The following is a 22,721-nucleotide window of genomic DNA, read 5'->3' as shown; positions in this document are numbered from 1 at the left end:
TGAGATGCGCATTATTCTATTGGGTGCCCCAGGTGCCGGTAAAGGTACACAAGCTCAGTTTATTATGGAGCAGTACGGTATCCCACAGATCTCAACTGGAGACATGCTTCGTGCAGCAATTAAAGCTGGCACAGCATTAGGCTTAGAAGCTAAATCAGTAATGGATGCAGGCCAGTTAGTATCAGATGACCTAATTATTGGTTTAGTTAAAGAACGTATCGCACAAGATGATTGTGTTAAAGGGTTCTTACTTGATGGTTTCCCACGTACCATTCCACAAGCTGATGCAATGGTTGCAAACGGTATTGAAATTGATCACGTTGTTGAGATTGACGTACCTGATGAAGAAATCGTTAAACGTATGAGTGGCCGTCGTGTGCATTCTGGTTCTGGCCGTGTTTACCACATCGTTTACAATCCACCAAAAGTGGAAGGTAAAGATGACGTAACTGGTGAAGAGTTATCAATTCGTCCAGATGATGAAGAAACAACAGTACGTAAGCGCTTAGGTATCTACCATGAGCAAACTAAGCCATTGGTTGAATACTACGGTAAAGTGGCTGCTGAAGGTAACACTCAGTACACCAAGTTTGATGGCACACAAACTGTTGCGGCAGTGAGTGAGCAAGTTAAACAGTTACTAGGTTAATTAGCTGCTAAAATTACAGTTCCAACGACTGTTGTTCATAAAAAGACCTGCATTGCAGGTTTTTTTATGGCATAAATAAAATAGTTGTCACAAAAAGAGACAAAGATTGACATCAGTATTGGTGTTGATTGTTTTTGTGTTAAAATTAGCGTTTGGTATAAAGCATAAAATGCTGTTCAATCCACAATCCTTTTAAGCACGGATGCCTACTCAGAGAGTTTAAGATGAAGTTTCCTGGTCAACGCAAATCTAAGCATTACTTCCCGGTAAATAACAGAGATCCATTACTGGCTCAGTTAACCCAACAAGAGCAATCTTTTTCAACTTACATTTGCGGTATCGATCAAACCTTGGTGGATATTGAAGCCAAAGTAGAAGACGAACTATTAGAGCGTTATGGTTTACCAAAAGGTAACTCAACCCTTATTGATGACCAACAAGCCCATGAACTCTATAACGAGTTAAAAAACAATGAGATGATCAGCGATGAATTTGCAGGTGGTACCATTGGTAACACAGTTCATAACTATTCAATTTTAGCGGATGACCGTTCTGTGTTATTCGGGGTGATGAGCCAGAATATTATGGTAGGGAGCTACGCCTACCGTTATTTATGTAATACCTCATCAAAGGTAGATTTAAACTATTTACAGCCTGTAGATGGTCCTATCGGTCGTTGTTTTACGTTAATTTCTGAAAGTGGTGAGCGTACCTTTGCTATTAGTAAAGGCTCAATGGATAAGTTAACCCCAGAATATATTAATCAAGAAGTCATTCAGGGGAGTTCTGCGCTAGTTATTACAGCCTATTTAATGCGCGCCAGTGAAGGTGATGGCATGACATCCGCTGCGATGAAAGCAATTGAATATGCAAAAGCAGCAGAGGTCCCAGTAGTATTGACATTGGGCACCCGCTTCCTTATTCAAGAAGATCCAATTTGGTGGCAAAACTTTATTCGTGAAAATGTGACTATTTTAGCAATGAATGAAGATGAAGGCGAAGCGTTAACAGGTTTTAGCGACCCACTATTGGCTGCTGATGCGGCACTTGAATGGTGTGACATGGTACTTTGTACCGCAGGACCTTTGGGTTTATATACTGCGGGCTACGCAGAAGATTCAGAAAAGCGTGCAACCAGTCATACTCTATTGCCTGGCGCTATCCCTGAATTTAACCGCTATGAGTTTTCTCGCCCGAAATTAAAAGCAGATTGTGAAACTCCGATTAAAGTCTTCGCACATATTTCACCATATATGGGTGGACCTGAACTGATTAGAAACACTAACGGAGCGGGTGACGGAGCATTAGCGGCCTTATTACATGACTTATCTGCTAATACCTTCCATAAGACAAATGTACCTGGTTCAAGTAAACATCAACGTGATGGTTTATGTTACTCGTCATTCTCACAAGTGTGTAAATACGCAAACCGTGTAGCTTATGAAGTTTTGGCACAACATAGTCCAAGACTTTCTCGTGGCTTACCAGAGCGTGAAGATAGTCTTGAAGAGTCATACTGGGAACGTTAAATTTACACCATAAATTGAAAGGCGAGCATAGTAATATGCTCGCCTTTTTTATTACGTAAATTGCACTTAAATTGCATAAGTAGTACTTGGTACCTGTGGTAAAATTCAGTAGGATACCAATTAGAGCGTAAATACCTCATTGTAAGTACCATCGGGTAAATAAAACAGCATTGACTACAGAAATTGGAGAGCGTTGTGAAGGGACAAATCTTAAGAGAAATGAAAGTACTTAAGGCGATTGAACCAGCTTATGAAGTCGAACGTCGTGTCGCATTTTTGAAAACCAAGTTAGTTGAAGCACATACACGTAGTTTGGTACTAGGCATTAGTGGTGGTGTTGATTCATCGGTAACAGGTAGATTATGTCAGTTAGCTGTAGATAGCTTAAACGCTGACAACCCTGAACAAAATTATCAATTTATTGCTGTTCGCCTGCCTTACCAAGTGCAAAAAGATGAAGATGAGGCTCAATTAGCGTGTCAGTTTATTCAGCCATCTAAACAAGTGACTGTTAATATTGCTGATGGCGTTGTCGGTGTACATAATGCGACAGTGACTGGTTTAGAAGAGGCTGGCATTGGGGTAAGTAACAATGATAATCTTGATTTTGTTAAAGGAAATGTGAAAGCCAGAATGCGCATGGTTGCTCAATATCATATTGCAGGATTAACAGGTGGTTTAGTCGTAGGAACCGATCATAGCGCTGAAAATATTACTGGTTTTTACACTAAGTTCGGAGATGGCGCGTGTGATTTAGCGCCATTGTTTGGTCTTAATAAACGTCAAGTCAGACAGCTTGCAAGTTTCTTAGGTGCTCCTGAGATATTAGTAAAAAAAGCACCAACAGCAGATTTAGAAGATGATAAGCCACAACTTGAAGATGAAGTGGCATTAGGCCTAACGTACGATCAAATTGATGACTTTTTAGAAGGTAAAGACGTAGAGAGTCATGTTGAAGATAAGTTGGTCGCGATATACAAACGCACGCAGCACAAGCGTCAACCTATCCCAACAATCTATGATTAGTGATAAGTTCAATATTGTTTTAGGTAGTCTCTCACTGCTTCTATGAGCTGGTTAGGAAACTGTCGATAATCTAAATATGGCGCAATAAGGACTTGCTTATGCGCCATTACTTTTTGTTTTTCACCCAGTTCTGTTAATTCATCTTGCCAATTCACGCCCATATGCGTTTCTATTGAATGTTGTAATCGTTCATAAGTCACCTGGCCACATAAAATATGCACTTCTGCATGCGGGTCTATACCTGCTGAATTGATGATTAAACATGTTGAGTCATGTGCTTCACTTTTTGTCGTAAACAAATCTGCTCTTCGTTTTTTCCAGCAATCGGCTGAGTTATTCTCGGCGGTAATTTTGGCCATTATGGTAAAGATTTTACGCCAATGATTACCATTAAGTTCGATTATCTTACTGGTATCAGGCAGCGTGAGTTCAGTGTCTGTTGGGATGATAGGTGCAGTCGGTAAATAAAACGCCATTTTGGCATTTTTATGGCCAAATTTTATTTGTTCATTATTGGTTGGTGACAGGTCTGATGTCATTTTAATGTCTGTTAATTCACTCATTTTTACTAGATTATCATGATTAATCTCTAGACTCGAATAGGCTTTTAGGCAAACATGAGTCTATAGAATCGGATAAGTGTAACGATATCATTAAGCAGCGAGATGTGTCTTTTAGCCACAGATTTACAAAGCGCTTAGTGTTCAAGGAAAGATCAATGAAAGCGATTGTGATCGGCTCAACAAAGCAACTTCTATTTTTTGCTGTTTATGGCTTTATCGGCAGTATTATCGTTTTTATTGCGATTTTAGTTTGGTTATTAAATGCCAGAGCTGAGTTAGATATCTGGCACACAACTGAACTCAAACACGAATACCATCAGCAGTTGGGATTAAAAAACTTTGCTGAATATCTGTCGCTCGAAAGTGACTTGTTCAGTGAAATTGAGAATAAAATTTATCAAAGTTACTTGCCAGAAACGCCTTCTGTCATTAACCGGTATGAAACTGGTAGCTTATCTGATCCCAATGGATGGAATTATAACTGGAATCGCTCGTTTGAATGGAAAAAAGCCGATGCTGAGTTTGGTGTTTTATTGATCCATGGTATGCCTGACTCACCCTATGCAATGTCTCATCTTGCTAAACACTTTAAGAAAAATGCTCATATTTTGGGGTTAAGGCTACCTGGACATGGCACCATTCCCGCAGGATTAACCGGTATTACTTGGCCTGATTTAGCCAGCGCTGTAGATTTGGCGACGCAGCATATGAAGCAACAACTTAATGGTAAGCCGTTATACGTGGTTGGCTTTTCAACGGGGGCTGCCTTAGCGTTAAACATTGAGTTAGAAGCCATTGCCAGAGGCAATGAAACGCACTATCAAGGTATGATTTTTCTTTCCCCTGCAATAGGGCTACAACCCATTGCAGCAGGTGCTAAATGGCAAGCAATGCTAGGCCGGTTTTTAGGTTATGAAAAGTTATTTTGGAACAGTATTTCAGTTGAGTACGACCCGTTTAAATATAGCTCTTTTGCAGTTAACGCTGGTGATGTTGTTTATCAATTATCTCAGCGAAATCATCAAATTATTGAATCACTTTCAACTGAGCAATTAGGCTCTTTAGCACCGATTTTAACTTTCCAGTCGCTCGCTGATGATACCGTTTCTTCCAATGCAGTGGTGAATAACCTTTATCAGTACTTACCTTCAAAACAACACGAGTTAGTCATTTTTGATATTAATCGAAATCCTAATAATCATCAGTTGATTATTAATGATCCGATGGATGAAATGGCAAAGCTATGGTTACAAGAGCCAATGGGTTATCAACTGACCTTGATTGAAAATGATATTGACCGTGAGCATTTTGTAAAAGAGACAAGATTAGCTTCTGCTGAATCCTTGACAAGTGAAGCGCTACCATTTGAATGGCCACGTGGGGTATATTCCTTATCTCACGTGGCTTTACCTTTCCCTAAAGCGGATCCTTTGTATGGTCCAGATTTTTTGAAAGAGGTGAGCCACATTCAAATTGGCCAAGCTATTTTTACTGGCGAACGTGGCTTATTTGGGATCCCTGCTGCTGAAATGTTACGTCAGAAGTGGAATCCATTTTACCCGTATATGCTTAATAAAATGGATGAGGTTATAAACCCATAGGTATAACCGTCTTACTCATTAATCACATTAATGATAACTTTATTTCGACCTTGTTCTTTGGCCGCATACAGATTATCGTCGGCCACTTTAATCCATACATCAATGTCAGTTGAAAAGCTGGCATTAGCAGTAATTGCGCCGATACTGGTGGTCACAGAAAACTGCTGTTGATCTGTTGGAGAAGTAATCACAAGTGCTGCTAACTTTTGTTTGAATTGATTTAAATGATGCTCAATTTTAAGGGCATTTGATATCGGTAAAATAAGTAAAAACTCTTCTCCACCGTAGCGAGATACAATATCCGTATCACGTTTAAACTCTTGCTTAAGTAAACTTGAGACGGTACGTAAACATTCATCTCCTGCTAAGTGTCCATAGGTATCGTTGACCTGCTTAAAAAAGTCTAAATCAAGAATTGCTATGGTAATTGCATGTTCACCACGTAAGCAAAAATCTAATAAGCCATCAAATTTATCTTCAGCATAACGGCGGTTTTTAAGATCCGTTAATGGATCTTTATCCACTAAGGCAAGTAGCTTTTTGTTGGCTTGCTCTAATTCATCAGTTCGGATTGCCACCGTCTCTTCAAGTTCTAGCTGATGTGTTAGCAGTTCACGCTTACTGTTGGTGAGCCGCTGGTAGAGGTTAAATACTTCTTTAGACGAGTTTTCATCCAGCACTTGGCTTTTTAAATCATCATTATTGATATTACCAAATTGGTTAGCGACGATTTCGAGTGGCGCTGTTAATAATTGGCACACCTTTCTTGAAATGATAAAGGTGAAAATAATTGAAATAATCAGCATCAAAAAGGTGCCTAACATTTGCTGCTCGGCAGTTTTAAGCAACGGTGAGAGGGGTTTTAATACATATAACTCCCAACCATTATTAAGGCGTTTTTTTACAAATACATGTTCTGGCGAAGTGGATTCAAGATCACGAATATTGATGGTATTTAACGCAATATGGTATGCGCCTTTATCATCAGAGTAAGTAAATTCATCTTCTTCATTGAGCTCAAGTTCTGAGGATGCATAGATAATTTTTTTATTGTCATCTATAAGTACCAGCAACTCTTTTTCACCATAAGTATTTTGATTATCGATATTAGCGAAAAACTGTAAATTCAAGGAACCTTCAATGATACCAGCAACTTGTGCTTGATTATTATTTTGGTAAAACGGCGCACTGATAGCGATGATTGAGTCACTACCAAATCCACGCCCTTTGAATACGGATGAGACATATAATTGGCGATTATGGAAGGATTGAATAAAGTAATCCCGGTCACTTATCGACATATTTTTAATATTGTTTTTTTCGTCCAGCATCATAACACCAGGGCTACCTGCTTTGACTCGCGCATTGTTATCGGCAATCAACATGGTAATGAAACTAGGATAACTTGTGTGCAGTTGACTCAGCATTGGCTGCCATTCGTCGTTCGTGGTATTGGCTAAACTGAGAAAGTTGGCTGCGTATTCAATCACTTTTTTGTGATCGTCTATGTATTGCTCGGTTGCAGAGCTTAAATGTTGCGTCGTATCAGTTAAGTTTTGTTTTAATAGCTGCTGCTGCTTTTCTAAAAACAGATAATTAAAACTAAGGGCAGAGATAAGTAAGCATAAGGTGATCATCAATGTCATAAAGTAGGTTACTTGAGCATTGAATGAACGTCTTTTTTTCGCCGTACCTTGGCCATTAAATTGCCAAAGTTTAGGGACCAATACAATAATTAAAGAAGCTAAACAGGCATATATTAGACCATTAATGCTTTGCTTAATGATGGCAAACGGCATATGACTTGCTGGTAAATCACTGACTATTTTCATGTATAAATACGTCAGTGGCATTCCGATAAGTATCCAGTAAATGGCACTGCCGTATAGGGGGTAAACCCCTTTACGGCGAATAAAACCTATAAATACCGCTTCGATACAAAACAGTAAGTAAACATGAGGACTTCCCCAAGTGACCATTAAGCCTGTTGCACTGAAAACAGCTGTTAATAGGGCATACCAAGGGCCTAAAATAACGGCAGATACAACCGTAAAGGTATTACCCATGACCAGCTGGACGTTGGCAAAAATAGGAATGGGGTAACAGTTGACGATAAAGCCAATGACACCTAGAACCAGTGCTAAAATAAGGTGTTGTGGATTGATGGATTTTTTATTCAATGAATCATCCTTGTCATTATTATAAAAAAATACTACCTGCCTTATTCAGGTAGTACAAGCCTTTGATCTATTAAGGATGAATCATTCTATAAGCTTTGACTAAACGTGAGTGAGCTTATTCTTGATTTTTTACTGACCACGCCAAAGGAGCTCGCCACTTTTCGTTAACTGGTAACCCGATAATAAATTAGCTAGCTGGGTGGTTTGAGGTTGATTTAACAAGGTTAATAGCGCTTGCAGTTGGCGCCTGAAAAAGATGCTCTGAGACATGACAAAGTCAAACGACTCAGTTAGCTGAGGAATAAAATGTAACCCGCTTTCTACAGCAACGGCCTGACAACCAAAACCAATATCAGCATTATTACGAGCTATATAAGCCGCTAGCTCTCGTTCCGACTTTGCTGTGGCAGTAAAAAGTAATTCATTAATATTGATATGCTGCTGCGTTAACCATTGCTCTAAATGAAGTTGGCTACCTGCACCTTTTTGTCTTGAAACCCATCTTAAAGACTGTAATGTGCCTTGGTTTACATTATCAAAAAGTGATGCCATTTCTTGGCGAACCATTAAGCCTTGATGTCGTTCAAACCCACTCACTAAAATCCATTGTTGATGATTAGGGTAGCTTTTCAATAGGGTGTATAAACTGTCTCGACTGCCATGTTGGCTTTCCCAGTGAATACTACAGACATCAGCATAACCACGGGAAAGCAAAGTTAAGCCTGACTTAGAGCCTGTTGCGCTATAGCTGATGATTTCTTGATGTTCCCCTTCAGACATTAATTGTGCAACAAGCATTGAAAGTAGAGGGTCGTCACTGCCAGTGATGTGCATTCTATCTGACAGCATACCGCTATGGCATGAATCCATAAGCCAACGATCAATTAACACTTTGGGAAATAGCCATTTTCCTGTCACTTTTGTTGCAGGTAGGATGCGCTGGTTGGCCATCGAGTAAACTTTTTTCTCATTTAAGTCCAAGTATTCAGCGACTTGCTTAGTGCTCATATAGATAATGCTTGAATCAATTGGCATAGTAATCCCAGATGCTGCTTAGGTGGCAATGATTCGTTAGTGTAATAATTGCGAGCGTCGATGCATATCTGCATTAGCAGTTAAAGTTAACTTTTGTGGGCAATGTTGGATTTATCCTACTTGTAATTAATGTGCGCTTTGAGATCATATTTATCCAGATTATCTGATTGAATTGATAATATTTGATGACTTACGCTTGGATAACCGTTAATGAATAAGGCTAAATTAAACGAGCATGTTTCTGACCCAATGCAATTGGATATGGCTGTCATGGTGATTGAGCCGGACTTAAGTGCTTGGCAAAGTCTTGAGCCGATATTATCTCGATACTTCAGGTTGATTCAGCACGCAAGAACGCTTGAATTAGCGGTAGTCAATTTTCGGCGATTCAATTTCGATTTGGTTGTTATCGATATCAAGTTGGTCGAAACATTTTGGCAGTTGCTAAACCGTCAACATCTTGCAGGTGATGTTATTCATCAAGGTATTAATAACAGTGACTTTCCAATACTCGATTCTTCATTTGACGCTGTAACCCATAACATCGAACTTAAATCTGCTGATGATAAGTATTGTTACCCAGAGCATTTCATTGTGCTTAGTCGTGTGCCTGAGGCTGACGATATATTAGCCATGATGAGAAAGGGGGCGAAGGATTTTATAAGTAAGCCGATTAAGTATCGTGACTCAGAATCTATCATTGCGAATTGGTGTAAGCGTTATCGATTGTCATCTAAGCAAGTTTCCCTGCAAACACGTCAGCCCGTTAAGTCATACTCACAGCTTGTTGGTGACAGTAGCATTGCAGAAACGATGAGAGCTAACATACTCAGTGCCAGTGTATCTAATTCTCCTATATTGATCGAAGGCCTTGTTGGTACCGGTAAGAAGTTAGCGACTCATCAATTATTGCAGTTGGCAGACAGTCCTTACCAACAAGTTGTTATAGACTGCCGTGATGAGTTGCAGCTGACGAAAACGGCTTTAGCTGGTTGTGATAAAGCAACCTCTAATCCAATGCGATATGTACAGCTTGTTTTGACACATGTGGATAGTCTATCTGTTACTGGTCAAATTGCTTTAATGCAATTGTTAGACTCAGTTAGTTTGTTGTCTACTCTAAAGCTGAGAGTAGTCAGTTTGAGTCATTCTTCACTCTTGAGGCGAGTTCAACAAGGGGCTTTTTCATCAGAGCTGTATCATCGTTTGGCGTGTCTCTACCTTCATTTACCTCCTTTGAATCAACGTTCTGAGGATATTGTCTTACTCGTTAAGTTTTTTGTGAGTCAATTGATTGCAACTGACGTTTTTGTTGCTGAAGATTTACTCACACGTTTTAACGCGTGGCGGATTACTGATTATCAAACCCTGACAGAATATGATTGGCCAGGGAATATTCAAGAGTTAAAAAATACGGTTGAGCAGTGTTTGATGATGAATGTACATCCCAATGAGTACTTTAAGCAAAACCCTCATACCGATTGCCAACAGGCTGATAGGCAAAGTATTAGCGAGGCTACTTCATCTACTCAGCACTTCTTTCCCATTGAGTGGGATCTTAAGCACATCGAGAAAGCCCATATTTTGCGGGTAATGAATATTTACCAAGGCAATAAGCTATTAGCAGCAGAACACTTAAATATCTCTCGCAAAACCATCGATAGAAAATTAAATGAATGGGCGAAAGACTGAAAACCAATAATTCATCACTAATTCATAAATGCTGATTGCATCAAGTTTGCCTCTAGTTTGATATTTATGCACTTTAAAAGGACATTTTGTCCTTTTTTTTGGTTTTGATTTCCAATTTGTCAGATTTTGTCGTGTTGGTTGTAGTTTTAATGGGTCCTAGTTGAGTTTTTAGATTGCGATCGCAACAATGCTCGCACTCAAATAGGACTTATTAATTAGGATGTTGTCGCACAATGAACATGAGCAAGCCTGCGCAAAAATCATTGCGTTATTCAGTGTTATCCATTGCTATTTTAGCCAGCTTAAATACCTATGCAGAAACGATTGAACGCGATCCCGTTCTGAAGATTCAAGAGGTGATTGTTGTAAAAGGTGAAGGCCCTACAGCGGCGCAGTCTTCTATGGCTCACTGGGATATCTCACGAGAAGAAATAGAAGCCTCAGGCGCACAAAGTCTTGACTTAATTCTGGCAAATGTACCTGGCATATACGTACGAGTTGGCGGGCAGGGAACGCCGAGAGTCGATATTCGCGGATTTAAAGCGCGCCATGTTATTTACTTAATTAATGGTGTTCCTGCCAATGATGCTGAAGACGGTCAGTTTGATCCAAGTGTCATACCAGCTTCACAAATTGAGTCAGTTGAAGTCTCAGTTGGCCCAACGTCTGTGCTTTACGGACCAGGTGGTGCGGGTGGTGTGATCAATATTATCACTCGACAAGGCGATAGCGCTCCAAGTGTATCCGGTAACCTTGAGTTCGCAGAAAATGACACAATAAATGGCAATGTGAACTTAGCTGGAAGCGGTGAAAAGTGGCAAGGTTTTGCTAGTTATAACCGCCAGCAAACTGATGGATTTCCGATGTCATCAGATTTTGAAGACACGGATGAGCAAAGTGGTGATACACGTTTAAATGCTGATAAGACTGTCGATAATTTTTACGCCCAAGGAAGCTACTTTGTTTCTGATGAAACGATGTTGAGCGCAAATGTAAACTATAAGTCTGGCAATTGGGGTAAACCAAGCACGGATGGCACAGGAACCAGTAAATCTAAGTTTGAACGAGTTGATGATTTTGAAAGCACCATTGTTCAGTTAGGCTTTGCACATAAGTTTTCTGATCGTCTCGCGTTACGAGGCTATGGCTACCATAACGAAAGTCAGGTATTTGAAACTGTCTATACCAGTAGCGATTACAGCGATATTGATTCTACGCAAGATGGCATATCAACGGTGCAGGGCGGGAACTTACAGCTGATTGCTGATTTTGATACAGCGGGTTTATTAACAGGCTCAATTATTAGCGAAAAGCAAAGTTGGGAATCCGTTAATTACGAGGCTAATACAAGTAGCGTCTCTATTCTTGGCAGTGGCAGTGGCAGTGGCAGTGGCAGTGGCAGTGGTTCAGGTTCTGGAAGTGGCGATGGTTCAGGTTCAAGTGATGATTTTAATAAGGATGGCTGGTTAAATACGCTGGCCGTCGAATATCAGTACCAGAATGACGGTAAGTACGGTGTCACTATCGGTGGTGCGGCGCACAGTCAAGAGCGTGATGATGCTGACGATACTAATTACTCGGCGCAACTTTCTAGTTTTTGGCGAGTGACTGAGGACAGTAAACTGCATGCAGGTATTGCTCGTAAAGTGCGTTTTCCATCATTAAGAAACCTCTATGCGCAATCATCAGGTAACAGTGAGCTAGAGCCTGAGGAATCATCACATGTTGAGTTAGGTCTGAATCAAGGGTTAGCTTATAACACCAGCTTAGATATTACCGGCTATTACACTGACGCTGAAAACTACATTGCCAAAGACAATGACGGTGTTTATCAAAATATCAGTAACTACGCGTTTAAAGGGGTCGATTTTTCTGTAAGAAACGAATACTTCGATGACTTAGATTTGACAGTCTCTTACAGCTATTTAGATGCTGAAGATTCTGATAATGATCTTATGAACGAATTAGAGTATCGACCAAAACATCAGTTTAGATTCCAAGGCCTTTATCAATTCGATTTCGGTATGAGTGTAAACCTGAACGTTGAATATATTGCCGATCAAATTTATTACACCAGCGAGAAAATTTCAGGTGAAACAATCTCAGTTAGAAATGAAGTGGATAACTACACATTAGTTGATATCAATATTGTGCAGCCATTGATGGTGGATCATTTAGAAGCCTATATTCGAGCGACTAATTTACTGGATGAAAACTACTATCAAAGTGAAGCATTGCCTCAAGCAGGCAGACAGATCTTTGTTGGTATTAATTGGCAGTTGTAACCAATGACATTATTGGCATTGCATGAAGTTAGTTTTCGACATCAGTCATCATCTGTAGCGCTTTTTAAGCAATTGAACTTTACCGTGATAGCGGGCGAGTGCCACTGTATTTGTGGTGAGACTGGCGCAGGTAAGTCCTCCTTGCTACAGCTGATGGCAATGCCAAGTGAATTTGATTTTAAAGGTGAGATATTACATAGCGATGGCCTTCGTTTAGGCCTCGTTATGCAAGATCCCCATATACAGCTTATTCGAGAAACTGTGGGTGCAGAAGTTGCCTTTGGTTTAGAAAACTTAGCCTTTCCTGCACCTGAGATGCTGCAACTTGTTTTGCAAGCATTACAGCAGGTAGGACTCGATTTACCATTAGATACGCAAGTGAGTAATTTGTCGCTTGGACAAAAATATCGGCTGATGTTAGCTGCGCAGCTTGTGCTTCGTCCCAATGTGATTTTTATTGATGAACCATGGGCACAATTGGATGATGCTGGTGTTGTTGAGTTAAATGAGGCTCTAAAACAGCTTGTGGATTCGGGGGTAAGTGTCGTGATGACAGAGCACCATTCTGCGGCATTCTCCCAAGTTATCAATACACATTGGCTATTAAAAAACGGCGTGCTGAATAAACAGGATAAAGCGCCCATTCAGAAAGCAGAAACTTGCCCTTTAACGCATTTAGCTAACAAGCCACAACTGAGAGAAAATACTGAACTTTGGCGGTTAAATATGCCAGCTGTTCAAGCTATAACGGTATCTGTACAAACTGACATCAGGTTAGCTATATCACCCTTGACGGTTCAATTTACTGATAAGCCGCCATTGATTGAACTTAGCCAAGAGTTGCAGCTTTACGCTGGTGAAATGGTTGGGTTGTTTGGAGAAAATGGCTGCGGAAAAACAAGCTTGTTGAATCAAATTGTCGGTATTGATGATAAAAATCAGCACGCGATTTTGATGTTAGGCAAGCCGGTTAAACTTGGTACTTTTGGACAGGACCTGGGCTTTTTGATGCAGCGTCCATCTAGACAGTTATTTGAAGTGTCTGTGCAACAAGAGGTTGAATTTAGTTTAAAGCGATTTGGTTTACCAGTGTCACGTGCGAGTGAAATATTAACTCAGCTCAATATCAGTCATTTGGCGGCTCAATCCCCGCATAAGCTGTCATACGGTCAACAACATTTAGTTGCCTTAGCCTCAGTACTTTGTTTGAAGCCTAAAGTGTTATTACTTGATGACCCTTTTGCGGGTTTAGATAGTCAGTATTTTTCTTATGTGATTGATGCATTGACAGACTTTTGTTTGCAAGGTGGAGCCATTCTTATAACAAGTCATAGGCCAATAATGAAAACGCACTTAAGTAAAGTCTGGCAGATTGCTGGTGGGAAATTAACCCAGTGCTTTCAGCGCGAACGGTACTTTCTGCACGAGAAAGATTCTCAGCTCGAGCAGCTCTCTCAGCAAGGGCAGGCCTTTCAAAAGGGACAAGCTTCAGGCAGGCAACCTGCCTTAGCCGATATGTGTGAGGTTAACCTATGACTAAAAAGCGACTTCAAGGTTGTAGTGTAAATCACATGATGAAGAGTCATAAGCTGGCTTCAAGCAATGATAATCAGGCTACTAAAGGGTGCGAGTATTCAAAAATGCTTCGACAATCCTTTAAAGCCAAATGCCTGTGTGCGCTTGCCATGGTGTTTAGTATTGTCTTATCAAGCAGTGCGTTTTTAGTGACGACTTCGCAGCTTAGCTACATTTTGCTCATTAATATTGCTTTACTTATTCATGCTCGTTTTTACAAAGCGCGATTAAGCCCATTGCTTAAACTATTTGCTATTCAGTTGGTCATTACTGTCGGCTTATATGTTTTATTTTATGGCAGCGATAAAGTCATTGAAGCATTGATTGTCGTGCTTAGAATTATGTTAGTGATGTTACCGAGTTGGTGGCTTGCGAGTACTCAAACGTCACACCATATGAGCCAAGTATTGTGCTTTATTTTACCAAGTAAGTGGGCGTTCGTTATTACCACTTCCATCAAACTATTACCTTATATCACTCAAGAAGTACGAGATATTTATCATATCCAATGTCTACGTGGTGCCCGAATAACGCCTAAACAGTTGATTAACCCTTTAAATTGGGTCGAGCTTATTCGCTGCGTGTTATTTCCTTTGCTAATTCAACTACTAAGCCTATCAAAACATATCGCCAAGTCTGCACAGCAAAGGCATTTCGATAGGCAAAGGCATCATTCCCATTGGCCATTTATTTAACGTCTAATTTAGGAGAATCATTAATGAAGCAAGGCTTCACACTTCAAAATGCATTGTTCATCGGATTTTGCGCCACCTTGTTGGTGGCGATTAAAAGCATGATGCGAATGAAACTAGGTTTAACAGGACACTCGATGTTTTTAATGAGCTTATTTTATTTAGTCTGCTACGGCGCTACGAATAAAATTGGCAGCATGACGTTATGCGGACTGTTAGCTGGCCTGTTAGCCATGATCTTAGGCGTCGGGAAAGGCGGACCATTTATATTGCTTAAGTTTGCATTACCGGCTTTTGCGATGGATGTAGCGCTCATATTTATCGCTAATTTATTTAGTTTACGTTGGCGCTGCATTTTATTGGCTGTTATTGGCAGTATCGCTTGGGCAAGCAAATCTTGGATACAAAACCTGCTAGTGGGAATGGATCCGCAAGTTGCACTTGTGCAGTTTGGGCTAAGCAGCTTTAAAGGTGGTTTGTTTGCAATAGCTGGTGCTTTACTTGTCCCAATCATTATTAATCGATTGGATGCCCATGATTTAATCACAAGAAATAGGATGTCATAACAATGATTAGAACTTGGTTAATTTGTATTGATGATACTGATGATATTGGCACAAAAGGGACTGGTGAGATTGCAGAGGAAATTCTGCAGCTATTGCTTTCAAAGGCAAGTTTCGATAATGATTCGGATGGTTTGAGTCTCGTTCACTCACCCACTTGGGTAACAAGGCATCAATTATTTGTACACCCAGACATTCCGTATACATCACATAATAGTGCCATGTGCTTTGAAGTCACCTCTGGCTTAGCATTAGCTGAAATCAAAGATATCTGTATTGCACATTTGGCCGCTGAGTGTGCATCAGCAGCTGATCCAGGTCTAGCGATAGCTGATAAAGACTTAATAACGGCTGATGACATTCAGCAATTGATTTCATTTGGTCAAGACGCAAAGCGCTTGGTAAAAACCAAGAAAGATGCTTATGAATTAGCAGCTGAAATTGGAGTCGATTTATCTGAGCATGGCGGAACGGGTCAGGGAATTATTGGTGCAATAGCGGGTATGGGCTTACGTTTATCTGGACACGATGGACGTGTGAAAGGCCAGCTTAAAGTCGGTCTAAAAGACGCGCATTCTGAATTAACCATAAGCGTAAGAGAGATTAAGCAGTTAACTGGCTTAGATGCGGTAATAGAGTTAAACGGTTTTTTACTCAATGAAGATGAGCTTATTGATGTCAGCGGTAAAATTAAAGCTGTCATGCACAATCATAAGTTCGCGTTATTGGTGTACCAGCATCAAGATGAAACGACTGGTGAGTTTCATTGGCGTAACGCCTTAAAACAGCAATTAAAAAAATACTAATAAGCGAATATAAATGGTTAATAAAGAGTCAGTTATGGTCACCAATTGGTTTTATTTAGATCAAGGTCGTTGGCTGTTTCGTTTTACAAATGAAGCCACGGATATGGCGCAACAAGCGGCTTTTCATTGCAATCACTTTATGGAAGATGATGAAGATGAAATGATCGATGATGTACCTAGAAGCTGTTTTAATTGTATGAAGCGGCGCTGGTTGATTGAAGGCTTTGAATGCAGAGGAATGTCGGTTATATCTTAATGCCAATGATAGGGTTACACCCTTCATTATGACTATGACCATGAGAGTGACAGAGAGTCACTCTCATGATTATGTACGTACGACAAACTGCTAATTACACCGTTTCTCTATCTTCATATGCATACCCACAAGCTCTTTTCTTCAATTTTTAATTCGACCTTGGTCTAACTCAGATAACTCTCTCGTATACCATTTATTTATACCGTTCCGTTGTAAATTGCTGTTTTTGTAGGGATTTATTGTTGATTTTCTTTTTTGATTTTGTTCACCTTTAGACTAAGGTCGTGATTGTCGTCACATTTTTAGTTGCTAGATTAACTAACGACTTTAAAAATAATTAAGACAGGGGAGTCACAATGGCTTTTGAAAATGAAGACAAGGCAACGGGGTATTGGCGTGAAAATTTACGCTTAGTATTGGGGTTACTCGCAATTTGGGCATTCGTGTCTTTTGGTTGCGGTATTTTACTCGTAGATGTTTTGAACGAAATTACCTTTATGGGCTTTAAATTAGGTTTTTGGTTTGCACAACAAGGTGCCATGTATGTGTTTGTTGCACTGATTTTTGTGTATGTAGCGAAAGCGAATGCTTTAGATAAAAAATATAACGTACACGAAGACTAAGGAATAAATCATGGATGTTCAAACGTTAACTTATCTCATTGTTGGGGTCACATTTGCCCTATATATCGGTATCGCCATTTGGTCTCGTGCTGGTTCTACTAAAGAGTTCTATGTTGCTGGTGGTGGGGTTCCACCTGTAATGAATGGCATGGCAACTGCTGCCGATTGGATGTCAGCGGCATCATTTATCTCGCTGGCAGGTATCGTGTCGTTTACTGGTTATGATGGCTCAGTTTACTTAATGGGTTGGACGGGAGGCTATGTTCTGCTAGCGCTGTGTATGGCTCCTTACCTACGTAAGTTTGGTAAATTTACCGTACCAGATTTTATTGGTGACCGTTATTACTCACAAGCTGCACGAACCGTTGCGGTCGTTTGCGCCATTTTCATCTGTTTTACTTATATAGCAGGTCAAATGCGTGGTGTGGGTGTTGTATTCTCCCGCTTCTTAGAAGTTGAAGTAGAAACGGGTGTTTATATCGGTATGGCAGTGGTGTTCTTTTACGCTGCACTTGGTGGTATGAAAGGGATTACTTACACTCAAGTTGCACAGTATTGTGTGCTTATTTTTGCTTTCATGGTACCAGCCATTTTCATCTCAGTGATGATGACAGGCCATATTTTACCTCAAATCGGTTTTGGTGCTGAGCTTGTTGATGCTGCTGGTAATGGGACTGGGGTTTACCTCTTAGATAAGCTCGATGGTTTATCAGCGGAACTCGGTTTCTCCCAATATACGGAAGGCTCAAAGAGCATGATTGATGTGTTCTTTATTACGGGCGCATTAATGTTTGGTACTGCGGGTTTACCGCATGTAATCGTGCGCTTCTTCACTGTACCTAAAGTAAAAGATGCACGTTTATCTGCTGGTTGGGCGCTTGTATTTATCGCGATTATGTATACAACAATTCCTGCACTTGCTGCTTTCTCACGTGTAAATATGATTGAAACAATCAATGGTCCAGAATCTACAGGTGTGTCATATGAAAGTGCGCCTAACTGGATTAAAAACTGGGAAAAAACAGGCTTAATTACTTGGGATGATAAAAATAACGATGGCAACATTTATTATTCTAAAGGCGATACCAATGAAATGAAGATTGACCGCGATATCATGGTACTTGCTACGCCTGAAATTGCTTCACTTCCAGCGTGGGTGATTGCATTAGTCGCAGCAGGTGGCTTAGCGGCGGCACTCTCTACATCGGCAGGGTTACTATTGGTAATTTCAACGTCTGTTTCTCATGACTTATTGAAGAAAAATTTAATGCCCAATATTTCTGATAAAGAGGAGCTTAAGTATGCCCGAATTGCCGCAGCGTTAGGTGTTGTCATGGCGGGTTACTTCGGGATTAATCCTCCAGGCTTTGTGGCTGCGGTTGTTGCGATTGCATTCGGTCTGGCTGCATCGTCATTATTCCCAGCAATTATTATGGGTATCTTCTCTAAGACTGTGAATAAGGAAGGGGCAATTGCTGGTATGTTAACGGGTCTACTGTTTACTGCTGGTTATATCGTTTACTTCAAATTCGTGAACCCTGCAGCTAACGTCAGCGATAACTGGTTCTTAGGTATTTCACCTGAAGGATTCGGTATGGTAGGTATGTTCATTAACTTTGGTGTCGCATTCGCTGTTAGTAAAGTGACTAAAGATGTACCACAAGATGTTGTTGAGATGGTTGAGTCTATTCGCTTCCCTAAAGGAGCTGGTGGCGCTCAAGATCACTAACAAGATGAACTTGAACGGTAAAGAGCGCTTCGGCGCTCTTTTTGTTTTTAACCAAACATTATTTTACATCAAGTTACTGGCCATAAGTCGAATAGTGTCATGCAGTGGTTTTTCATATAGTGAATTCATCGAGGTGAGAAAATGATGGAGTGTTATGAAAGACGCAAGTGAACTTCAACCGATCACACAATTTATCAGTGGGTTAATTCCATTTGATTCTTTATCTTCATCAGACTTAGCTCGATGTTGTCAGCAACTCTCTATTGGCTATTACAGCAAAGCTAGCCGCACGGTCCCGTTAGATGAGTCTCATCCACAGCTATACATTGTTCGTTCTGGTTCCTTTGAAGTACGGGATCAAGGAGGTGAGTTGTTAGATAGACTTGGAGAAGGGGATTATTTTGGTTTTCCATCTTTGTTATCGGGTGAGAAAGTCAGTAATCAGGTGCAAATTCTCGAAGATAGCCTGGTTTATCACTTAAACCCTGAAACCTTTAATTACTTAAGAAAAGAAAGCCGAGAGTTTGATCGCTTTTTTAATCGTGCTTTTGCTAAAAGGTTACGCCATCAAGCTCGTTTTAAGGCAAAGGATTTAACAACGACGAGTCGGATTAACAGCTTGATGTCACCTGTTCCCCTAACGATTAATGCTTACGCTAGTGTAAGTGAAGCTGCTAAAAAAATGCGTGTCGCTAGGGTATCGTCGGTACTTGTGATAGATAACGGCAAACTAATCGGGATATTAACTGATAGAGACCTGCGAAATCGGGTTTTAGCTGAGGGGTTTGACGGTACATTAGCAGTGCATCAAGCAATGACTGCAAATCCCAAAGTATTGTTTGAAAACGATCTCGTATTCGAAGCCATGCTATTGATGAGTGAGCACGGTATTCACCATTTGCCGATAATGACGAATGAAGTGAACGATGATGAAGTTACTAAACCTGTCGGCATTTTGACCAGTACAGATATATTACGTGGTCAAAGTTCGCAACCTCTTTTACTAATAGGAGAAATTGAGCGGCAACATGACATTGCTAGTTTAATTCAGGTCAGTAAACAAATCCCTGTTTTACTGCAAAACCTCATAAGTGCCGATGCGCGAGCTGAAGAAGTTGGTCGGGTGCTAACTTCAGTCACCGATGCGTTAACTCGTAGGCTAATTGTGTTAAATCAGCAAATTCTAGGGGCTGCGCCGATGGCTTTTTGTTGGTTAGCATTTGGCTCTCAAGGGAGACAAGATCAAGCTGCTTGTTCTGATCAAGATAATGGATTGTTACTTGCTCATGAACCTGATGAACATGCTAAAGGTTATTTTAATGCGCTAACCCATGCGGTTTGTGAAGGGCTTGATAAATGTGGTTATGTCTATTGCCCCGGGGATATTATGGCGCAAAACCCTAAATGGCGTTTACCTCTTGATAAATGGCAAAAACATTTTGAAAGCTGGTTAAATTCTCCTGAACCTAAAGCGTTAATGCATGCCAGTATCTTTTTTGATATGCGTGCCGTATACGGTCCACAAAGCTTGTTTGATCAATTGCAAAGTCATGTACTTGAACGTACTAAAGATAACGATATCTTTCTCGCTGGAATGGCTGGTAATTCATTAGTGGAATCGCCGCCATTAGGTTTTTTTAGAAAGTTTGTGCTTGAGCGTGATGGCAGTGAAGTGAAAGGAATGGATTTAAAGCACAAAGGCGTCGCATTAATCAATGATATTGCCAGAGTCTATGCACTAAGTGCCGGTATTGCCGAAGTGAATACACCAAAACGAATTCGTGCATTAATGGATGCCAATATCATAAACCGTAAGGATGCACTCAACCTCGCCGATGCGCTTGAATTTATTGCTCATATGCGTCTTTCAAATCAAGGAGAGCAATATACAAGCCAACAAAACGTCACTAACTATTTAAAACCACAACAAATGTCATCACTAATGCGTCATCAGTTACGTGATGCCTTTAAAGTCGTTCACGATGCTCAATCAGGTCTTAGAATGAAATTTATGCGGAGTTTTTAACCTGTGAATGAACTCTGGCTTAAAGCACGTTTACATTATGAAATGTTTGGCCATAAAGATAAGCTTTATGACTATCAAAAAGCGTATTTCAATGTGATAAACAAACCACTTTCCACATCGAGATTGATGGCCGTTGATCTCGAAATGACGGGGCTTGACCCGTTAAAAGATGAAATAATCAGTATCGGCATTGTGCCTATTGAATTAGATACAATCCCATGTTCAATCCCTTTAACAAAAGCTCAGCAGTGCATGGTTAATATTGATGGGAGTGTAGGGCAAAGTGCAACAGTACATGGCATTGTCGATCAGCATGTGTCTGAAGGAGCCTCGCTAATTGATGCGATGGAATGGTTTATTGACCGTACTCAGGGACATATTCTGGTAGCTCATCATGCACCAATGGACATTAGCTTTATACAATCTCATTTGGCTAAAGTGTATAACAGGCAAATTCGGTTACCCTTTATCGATACTTTAGCGACTGAAAAACAGCGGCTACTTCGTCAGCATGATGTATTAAAAGAGGGAAGCTTACGTTTAGATGCTTGCAGGCAGCGATATGGTTTACCTACCTATTCAGGTCATGCAGCATTGGTTGACGCAATTGCGTGTGCAGAGCTTTTTATTGCTCAAGTGAATTCCATTGGTGATAGTCAAAAACTTGCCGTATCGGAGTTCATATCAATTTAACTGTAGTTATTTGTGATGATTAAAATAAAAAAAAACCAGCACTTTGCTGGTTTTTTTAGTAATGAGTTTGGTTAAATACTTAAAGGTTAAAAATGCTTAACGCTTAGTAAAAAACTCTACTGCAGGTTTAATTAATTCAAGTGCTGAAACTTCACACGGAGGCAGCTCCGCAGTAGGTGCATTAATCGGAGTTGTTCGCTCACCCCATTTTAATAATAGAGCCGCTGATGTTAATCCTGCGCCAAATGCACATGATAAAATAGTTTGTCCTGAATTAATGCGGCCTTGTTCTAATGCATCACAAATCGCAATAGGAATAGTCGCTGCAGACGTGTTGCCGTATTTCGCAATGTTGACGAAGGCTTTATCTTTAGGGATCTTCATTCGACTAATTAAAGTATCAATAATACGCTCGTTTGCTTGATGTGGAATGACTAAATCAACATCTTCTTTGGTCATGTCGCAATTAGCTAAGACCTTAGTGCTTAACCCACCCATACCATGAATCGCGCGTTTAAAGACTTCTTGTCCGTTTAGGTTAATAAAGAAATCCAGAGATGCAGAATCAAATCGGTCCATCTGGGTGCCGAACCCTGATGATAAGATATCACGTGCAGCTGGATCATTATTAAGCTCGTAACCTAAAACACCACCTGGTTCATTACTAGCTTCAATAACAACAGCGCCTGCACCATCGCCAAATAATACGGCGGTTTCACGTCGTGACCAATCTAGATAAAAAGATAATCGCTCTGCGCCAATAACAAGCACTTTCTTGTTCTGGCCACTTTTTATCATAGAGCTGCCCATACCAAGGGCATATAAGAAACCACTACAAGCAGCGTTAATATCAAAAGCGCCGCATGTTGCCCCTACATTAGCTTGAACAGTAGAAGCAATATTAGGAATCAAGGTGTCTGGGCTTGCTGTTGCAAGTATGATTAAATCCAGTTCACTACCGTCAATACCTGCAGCAGCGAGTGCATTTTTCGCTGCAACAGTCGCTAACTCAGATGTGTTAACGTGAGAAATATGTCGTTCGCTGATCCCAGTACGTGTCTTAATCCACTCATCAGAAGTATCCATGAAGGTGGCTAAGTCGTCATTAGTCAGTTTTGCTGGTGGGACGCATTTTCCCCAACCGGTAATATGAGCATACTGCATGTGGTTTTCTCTCAAATAAATTTTAAATTAATCT

The 22,721-nt window shown here is 40.4% G+C and carries 19 protein-coding genes; 15 read left to right on the top strand and 4 right to left on the bottom strand.

Annotated features, from left to right (window positions below):
- The first annotated feature begins 4 nt into the window (after window positions 1–4).
- The 3 genes from adk (at window position 5) to nadE (ending at window position 3,204) form a co-directional block, all read left to right on the top strand.
- Window positions 5–649, top strand: a complete 645-nt coding sequence (adk, locus tag SJ2017_RS12980) for an adenylate kinase (protein ID WP_055024642.1) — start codon at window positions 5–7, stop codon at window positions 647–649.
- A 224-nt stretch (window positions 650–873) separates the two neighbouring features.
- Entirely contained in the window at window positions 874–2,178 is a 1,305-nt protein-coding gene (locus SJ2017_RS12975; protein ID WP_080916037.1) for an inosine/guanosine kinase, read from the top strand.
- A gap of 195 nt (window positions 2,179–2,373) precedes the next feature.
- Window positions 2,374–3,204, top strand: a complete 831-nt coding sequence (gene nadE, locus SJ2017_RS12970) for an ammonia-dependent NAD(+) synthetase (protein WP_080916036.1) — start codon at window positions 2,374–2,376, stop codon at window positions 3,202–3,204.
- An 8-nt stretch (window positions 3,205–3,212) separates the two neighbouring features.
- Here the strand turns inward: nadE and SJ2017_RS12965 are convergent, their stop codons facing one another.
- Window positions 3,213–3,743 (bottom strand): DUF6942 family protein, encoded by a 531-nt coding sequence (locus SJ2017_RS12965; RefSeq protein WP_167692922.1) that lies wholly within the window; start codon window positions 3,741–3,743, stop codon window positions 3,213–3,215.
- A gap of 179 nt (window positions 3,744–3,922) precedes the next feature.
- On the opposite strand from SJ2017_RS12965, the gene SJ2017_RS12960 reads away from it, so the two are divergent.
- Window positions 3,923–5,368, top strand: a complete 1,446-nt coding sequence (locus tag SJ2017_RS12960; protein ID WP_080916034.1) for an alpha/beta hydrolase — start codon at window positions 3,923–3,925, stop codon at window positions 5,366–5,368.
- Window positions 5,369–5,379: 11 nt separating this feature from the next.
- On the opposite strand, the gene SJ2017_RS12955 is transcribed toward SJ2017_RS12960, so the two are convergent.
- Entirely contained in the window at window positions 5,380–7,548 is a 2,169-nt protein-coding gene (locus SJ2017_RS12955) for a diguanylate cyclase (protein ID WP_244899690.1), read from the bottom strand.
- Window positions 7,549–7,677: 129 nt separating this feature from the next.
- Complete coding sequence (locus tag SJ2017_RS12950) at window positions 7,678–8,583, bottom strand: helix-turn-helix transcriptional regulator (protein ID WP_080916033.1); 906 nt, start codon at window positions 8,581–8,583, stop codon at window positions 7,678–7,680.
- Window positions 8,584–8,793: 210 nt separating this feature from the next.
- Here SJ2017_RS12950 and SJ2017_RS12945 point away from each other — a divergent pair, with 210 nt between their 5' ends.
- The 11 genes from SJ2017_RS12945 to SJ2017_RS12895 all read left to right on the top strand — a co-directional run bounded on the left by SJ2017_RS12945 (window position 8,794) and on the right by SJ2017_RS12895 (window position 21,523).
- Complete coding sequence (locus SJ2017_RS12945) at window positions 8,794–10,275, top strand: sigma-54-dependent transcriptional regulator (protein WP_080916032.1); 1,482 nt, start codon at window positions 8,794–8,796, stop codon at window positions 10,273–10,275.
- A gap of 239 nt (window positions 10,276–10,514) precedes the next feature.
- Complete coding sequence (locus tag SJ2017_RS12940; protein WP_156003464.1) at window positions 10,515–12,560, top strand: TonB-dependent receptor plug domain-containing protein; 2,046 nt, start codon at window positions 10,515–10,517, stop codon at window positions 12,558–12,560.
- A gap of 3 nt (window positions 12,561–12,563) precedes the next feature.
- A complete protein-coding gene (locus SJ2017_RS12935) occupies window positions 12,564–14,096 on the top strand; it encodes an ATP-binding cassette domain-containing protein (RefSeq protein WP_080916030.1) in 1,533 nt (510 codons plus the stop codon).
- Window positions 14,093–14,830 (top strand): energy-coupling factor transporter transmembrane component T, encoded by a 738-nt coding sequence (locus tag SJ2017_RS12930; RefSeq protein WP_080916029.1) that lies wholly within the window; start codon window positions 14,093–14,095, stop codon window positions 14,828–14,830. Before SJ2017_RS12935 ends, SJ2017_RS12930 begins: the two co-directional genes overlap by 4 nt.
- A 23-nt stretch (window positions 14,831–14,853) precedes the next feature.
- Complete coding sequence (locus tag SJ2017_RS12925) at window positions 14,854–15,393, top strand: core component of ECF transporter (RefSeq protein WP_080916028.1); 540 nt, start codon at window positions 14,854–14,856, stop codon at window positions 15,391–15,393.
- Window positions 15,394–15,398: 5 nt separating this feature from the next.
- Window positions 15,399–16,196 carry a DNA-binding protein gene (locus SJ2017_RS12920; RefSeq protein WP_080917479.1) on the top strand — a complete coding sequence of 266 codons (798 nt, stop codon included), beginning with the start codon at window positions 15,399–15,401 and terminating at the stop codon, window positions 16,194–16,196.
- Window positions 16,197–16,230: 34 nt separating this feature from the next.
- Entirely contained in the window at window positions 16,231–16,452 is a 222-nt protein-coding gene (locus tag SJ2017_RS12915; RefSeq protein ID WP_119969438.1) for a hypothetical protein, read from the top strand.
- 356 nt (window positions 16,453–16,808) lie between these two features.
- On the top strand, window positions 16,809–17,075 hold the full coding sequence (locus SJ2017_RS12910) for a DUF4212 domain-containing protein (protein ID WP_055024629.1): 267 nt from the start codon (window positions 16,809–16,811) through the stop codon (window positions 17,073–17,075).
- A 10-nt stretch (window positions 17,076–17,085) separates the two neighbouring features.
- Window positions 17,086–18,804: a sodium:solute symporter family protein gene (locus tag SJ2017_RS12905; protein ID WP_080916027.1), complete on the top strand. Its 1,719-nt coding sequence runs from the start codon at window positions 17,086–17,088 to the stop codon at window positions 18,802–18,804.
- Between the two features lie 154 nt (window positions 18,805–18,958).
- Window positions 18,959–20,830 (top strand): DUF294 nucleotidyltransferase-like domain-containing protein, encoded by a 1,872-nt coding sequence (locus tag SJ2017_RS12900; protein WP_080916026.1) that lies wholly within the window; start codon window positions 18,959–18,961, stop codon window positions 20,828–20,830.
- A gap of 3 nt (window positions 20,831–20,833) precedes the next feature.
- Window positions 20,834–21,523, top strand: coding sequence for a 3'-5' exonuclease (locus tag SJ2017_RS12895; protein WP_080916025.1), 690 nt, complete (start codon window positions 20,834–20,836; stop codon window positions 21,521–21,523).
- Window positions 21,524–21,619: 96 nt separating this feature from the next.
- Here SJ2017_RS12895 and SJ2017_RS12890 read toward each other — a convergent pair whose 3' ends face one another.
- Window positions 21,620–22,687 carry a ketoacyl-ACP synthase III gene (locus tag SJ2017_RS12890; RefSeq protein WP_080916024.1) on the bottom strand — a complete coding sequence of 356 codons (1,068 nt, stop codon included), beginning with the start codon at window positions 22,685–22,687 and terminating at the stop codon, window positions 21,620–21,622.
- Window positions 22,688–22,721: the final 34 nt, after the last annotated feature.

This window comes from Shewanella japonica (assembly GCF_002075795.1).
Lineage (GTDB): Bacteria > Pseudomonadota > Gammaproteobacteria > Enterobacterales > Shewanellaceae > Shewanella > Shewanella japonica.
The sequence above is the reverse complement of the archived record's forward strand: the minus strand, read 5'-3'. Positions and strand labels throughout refer to the sequence as shown.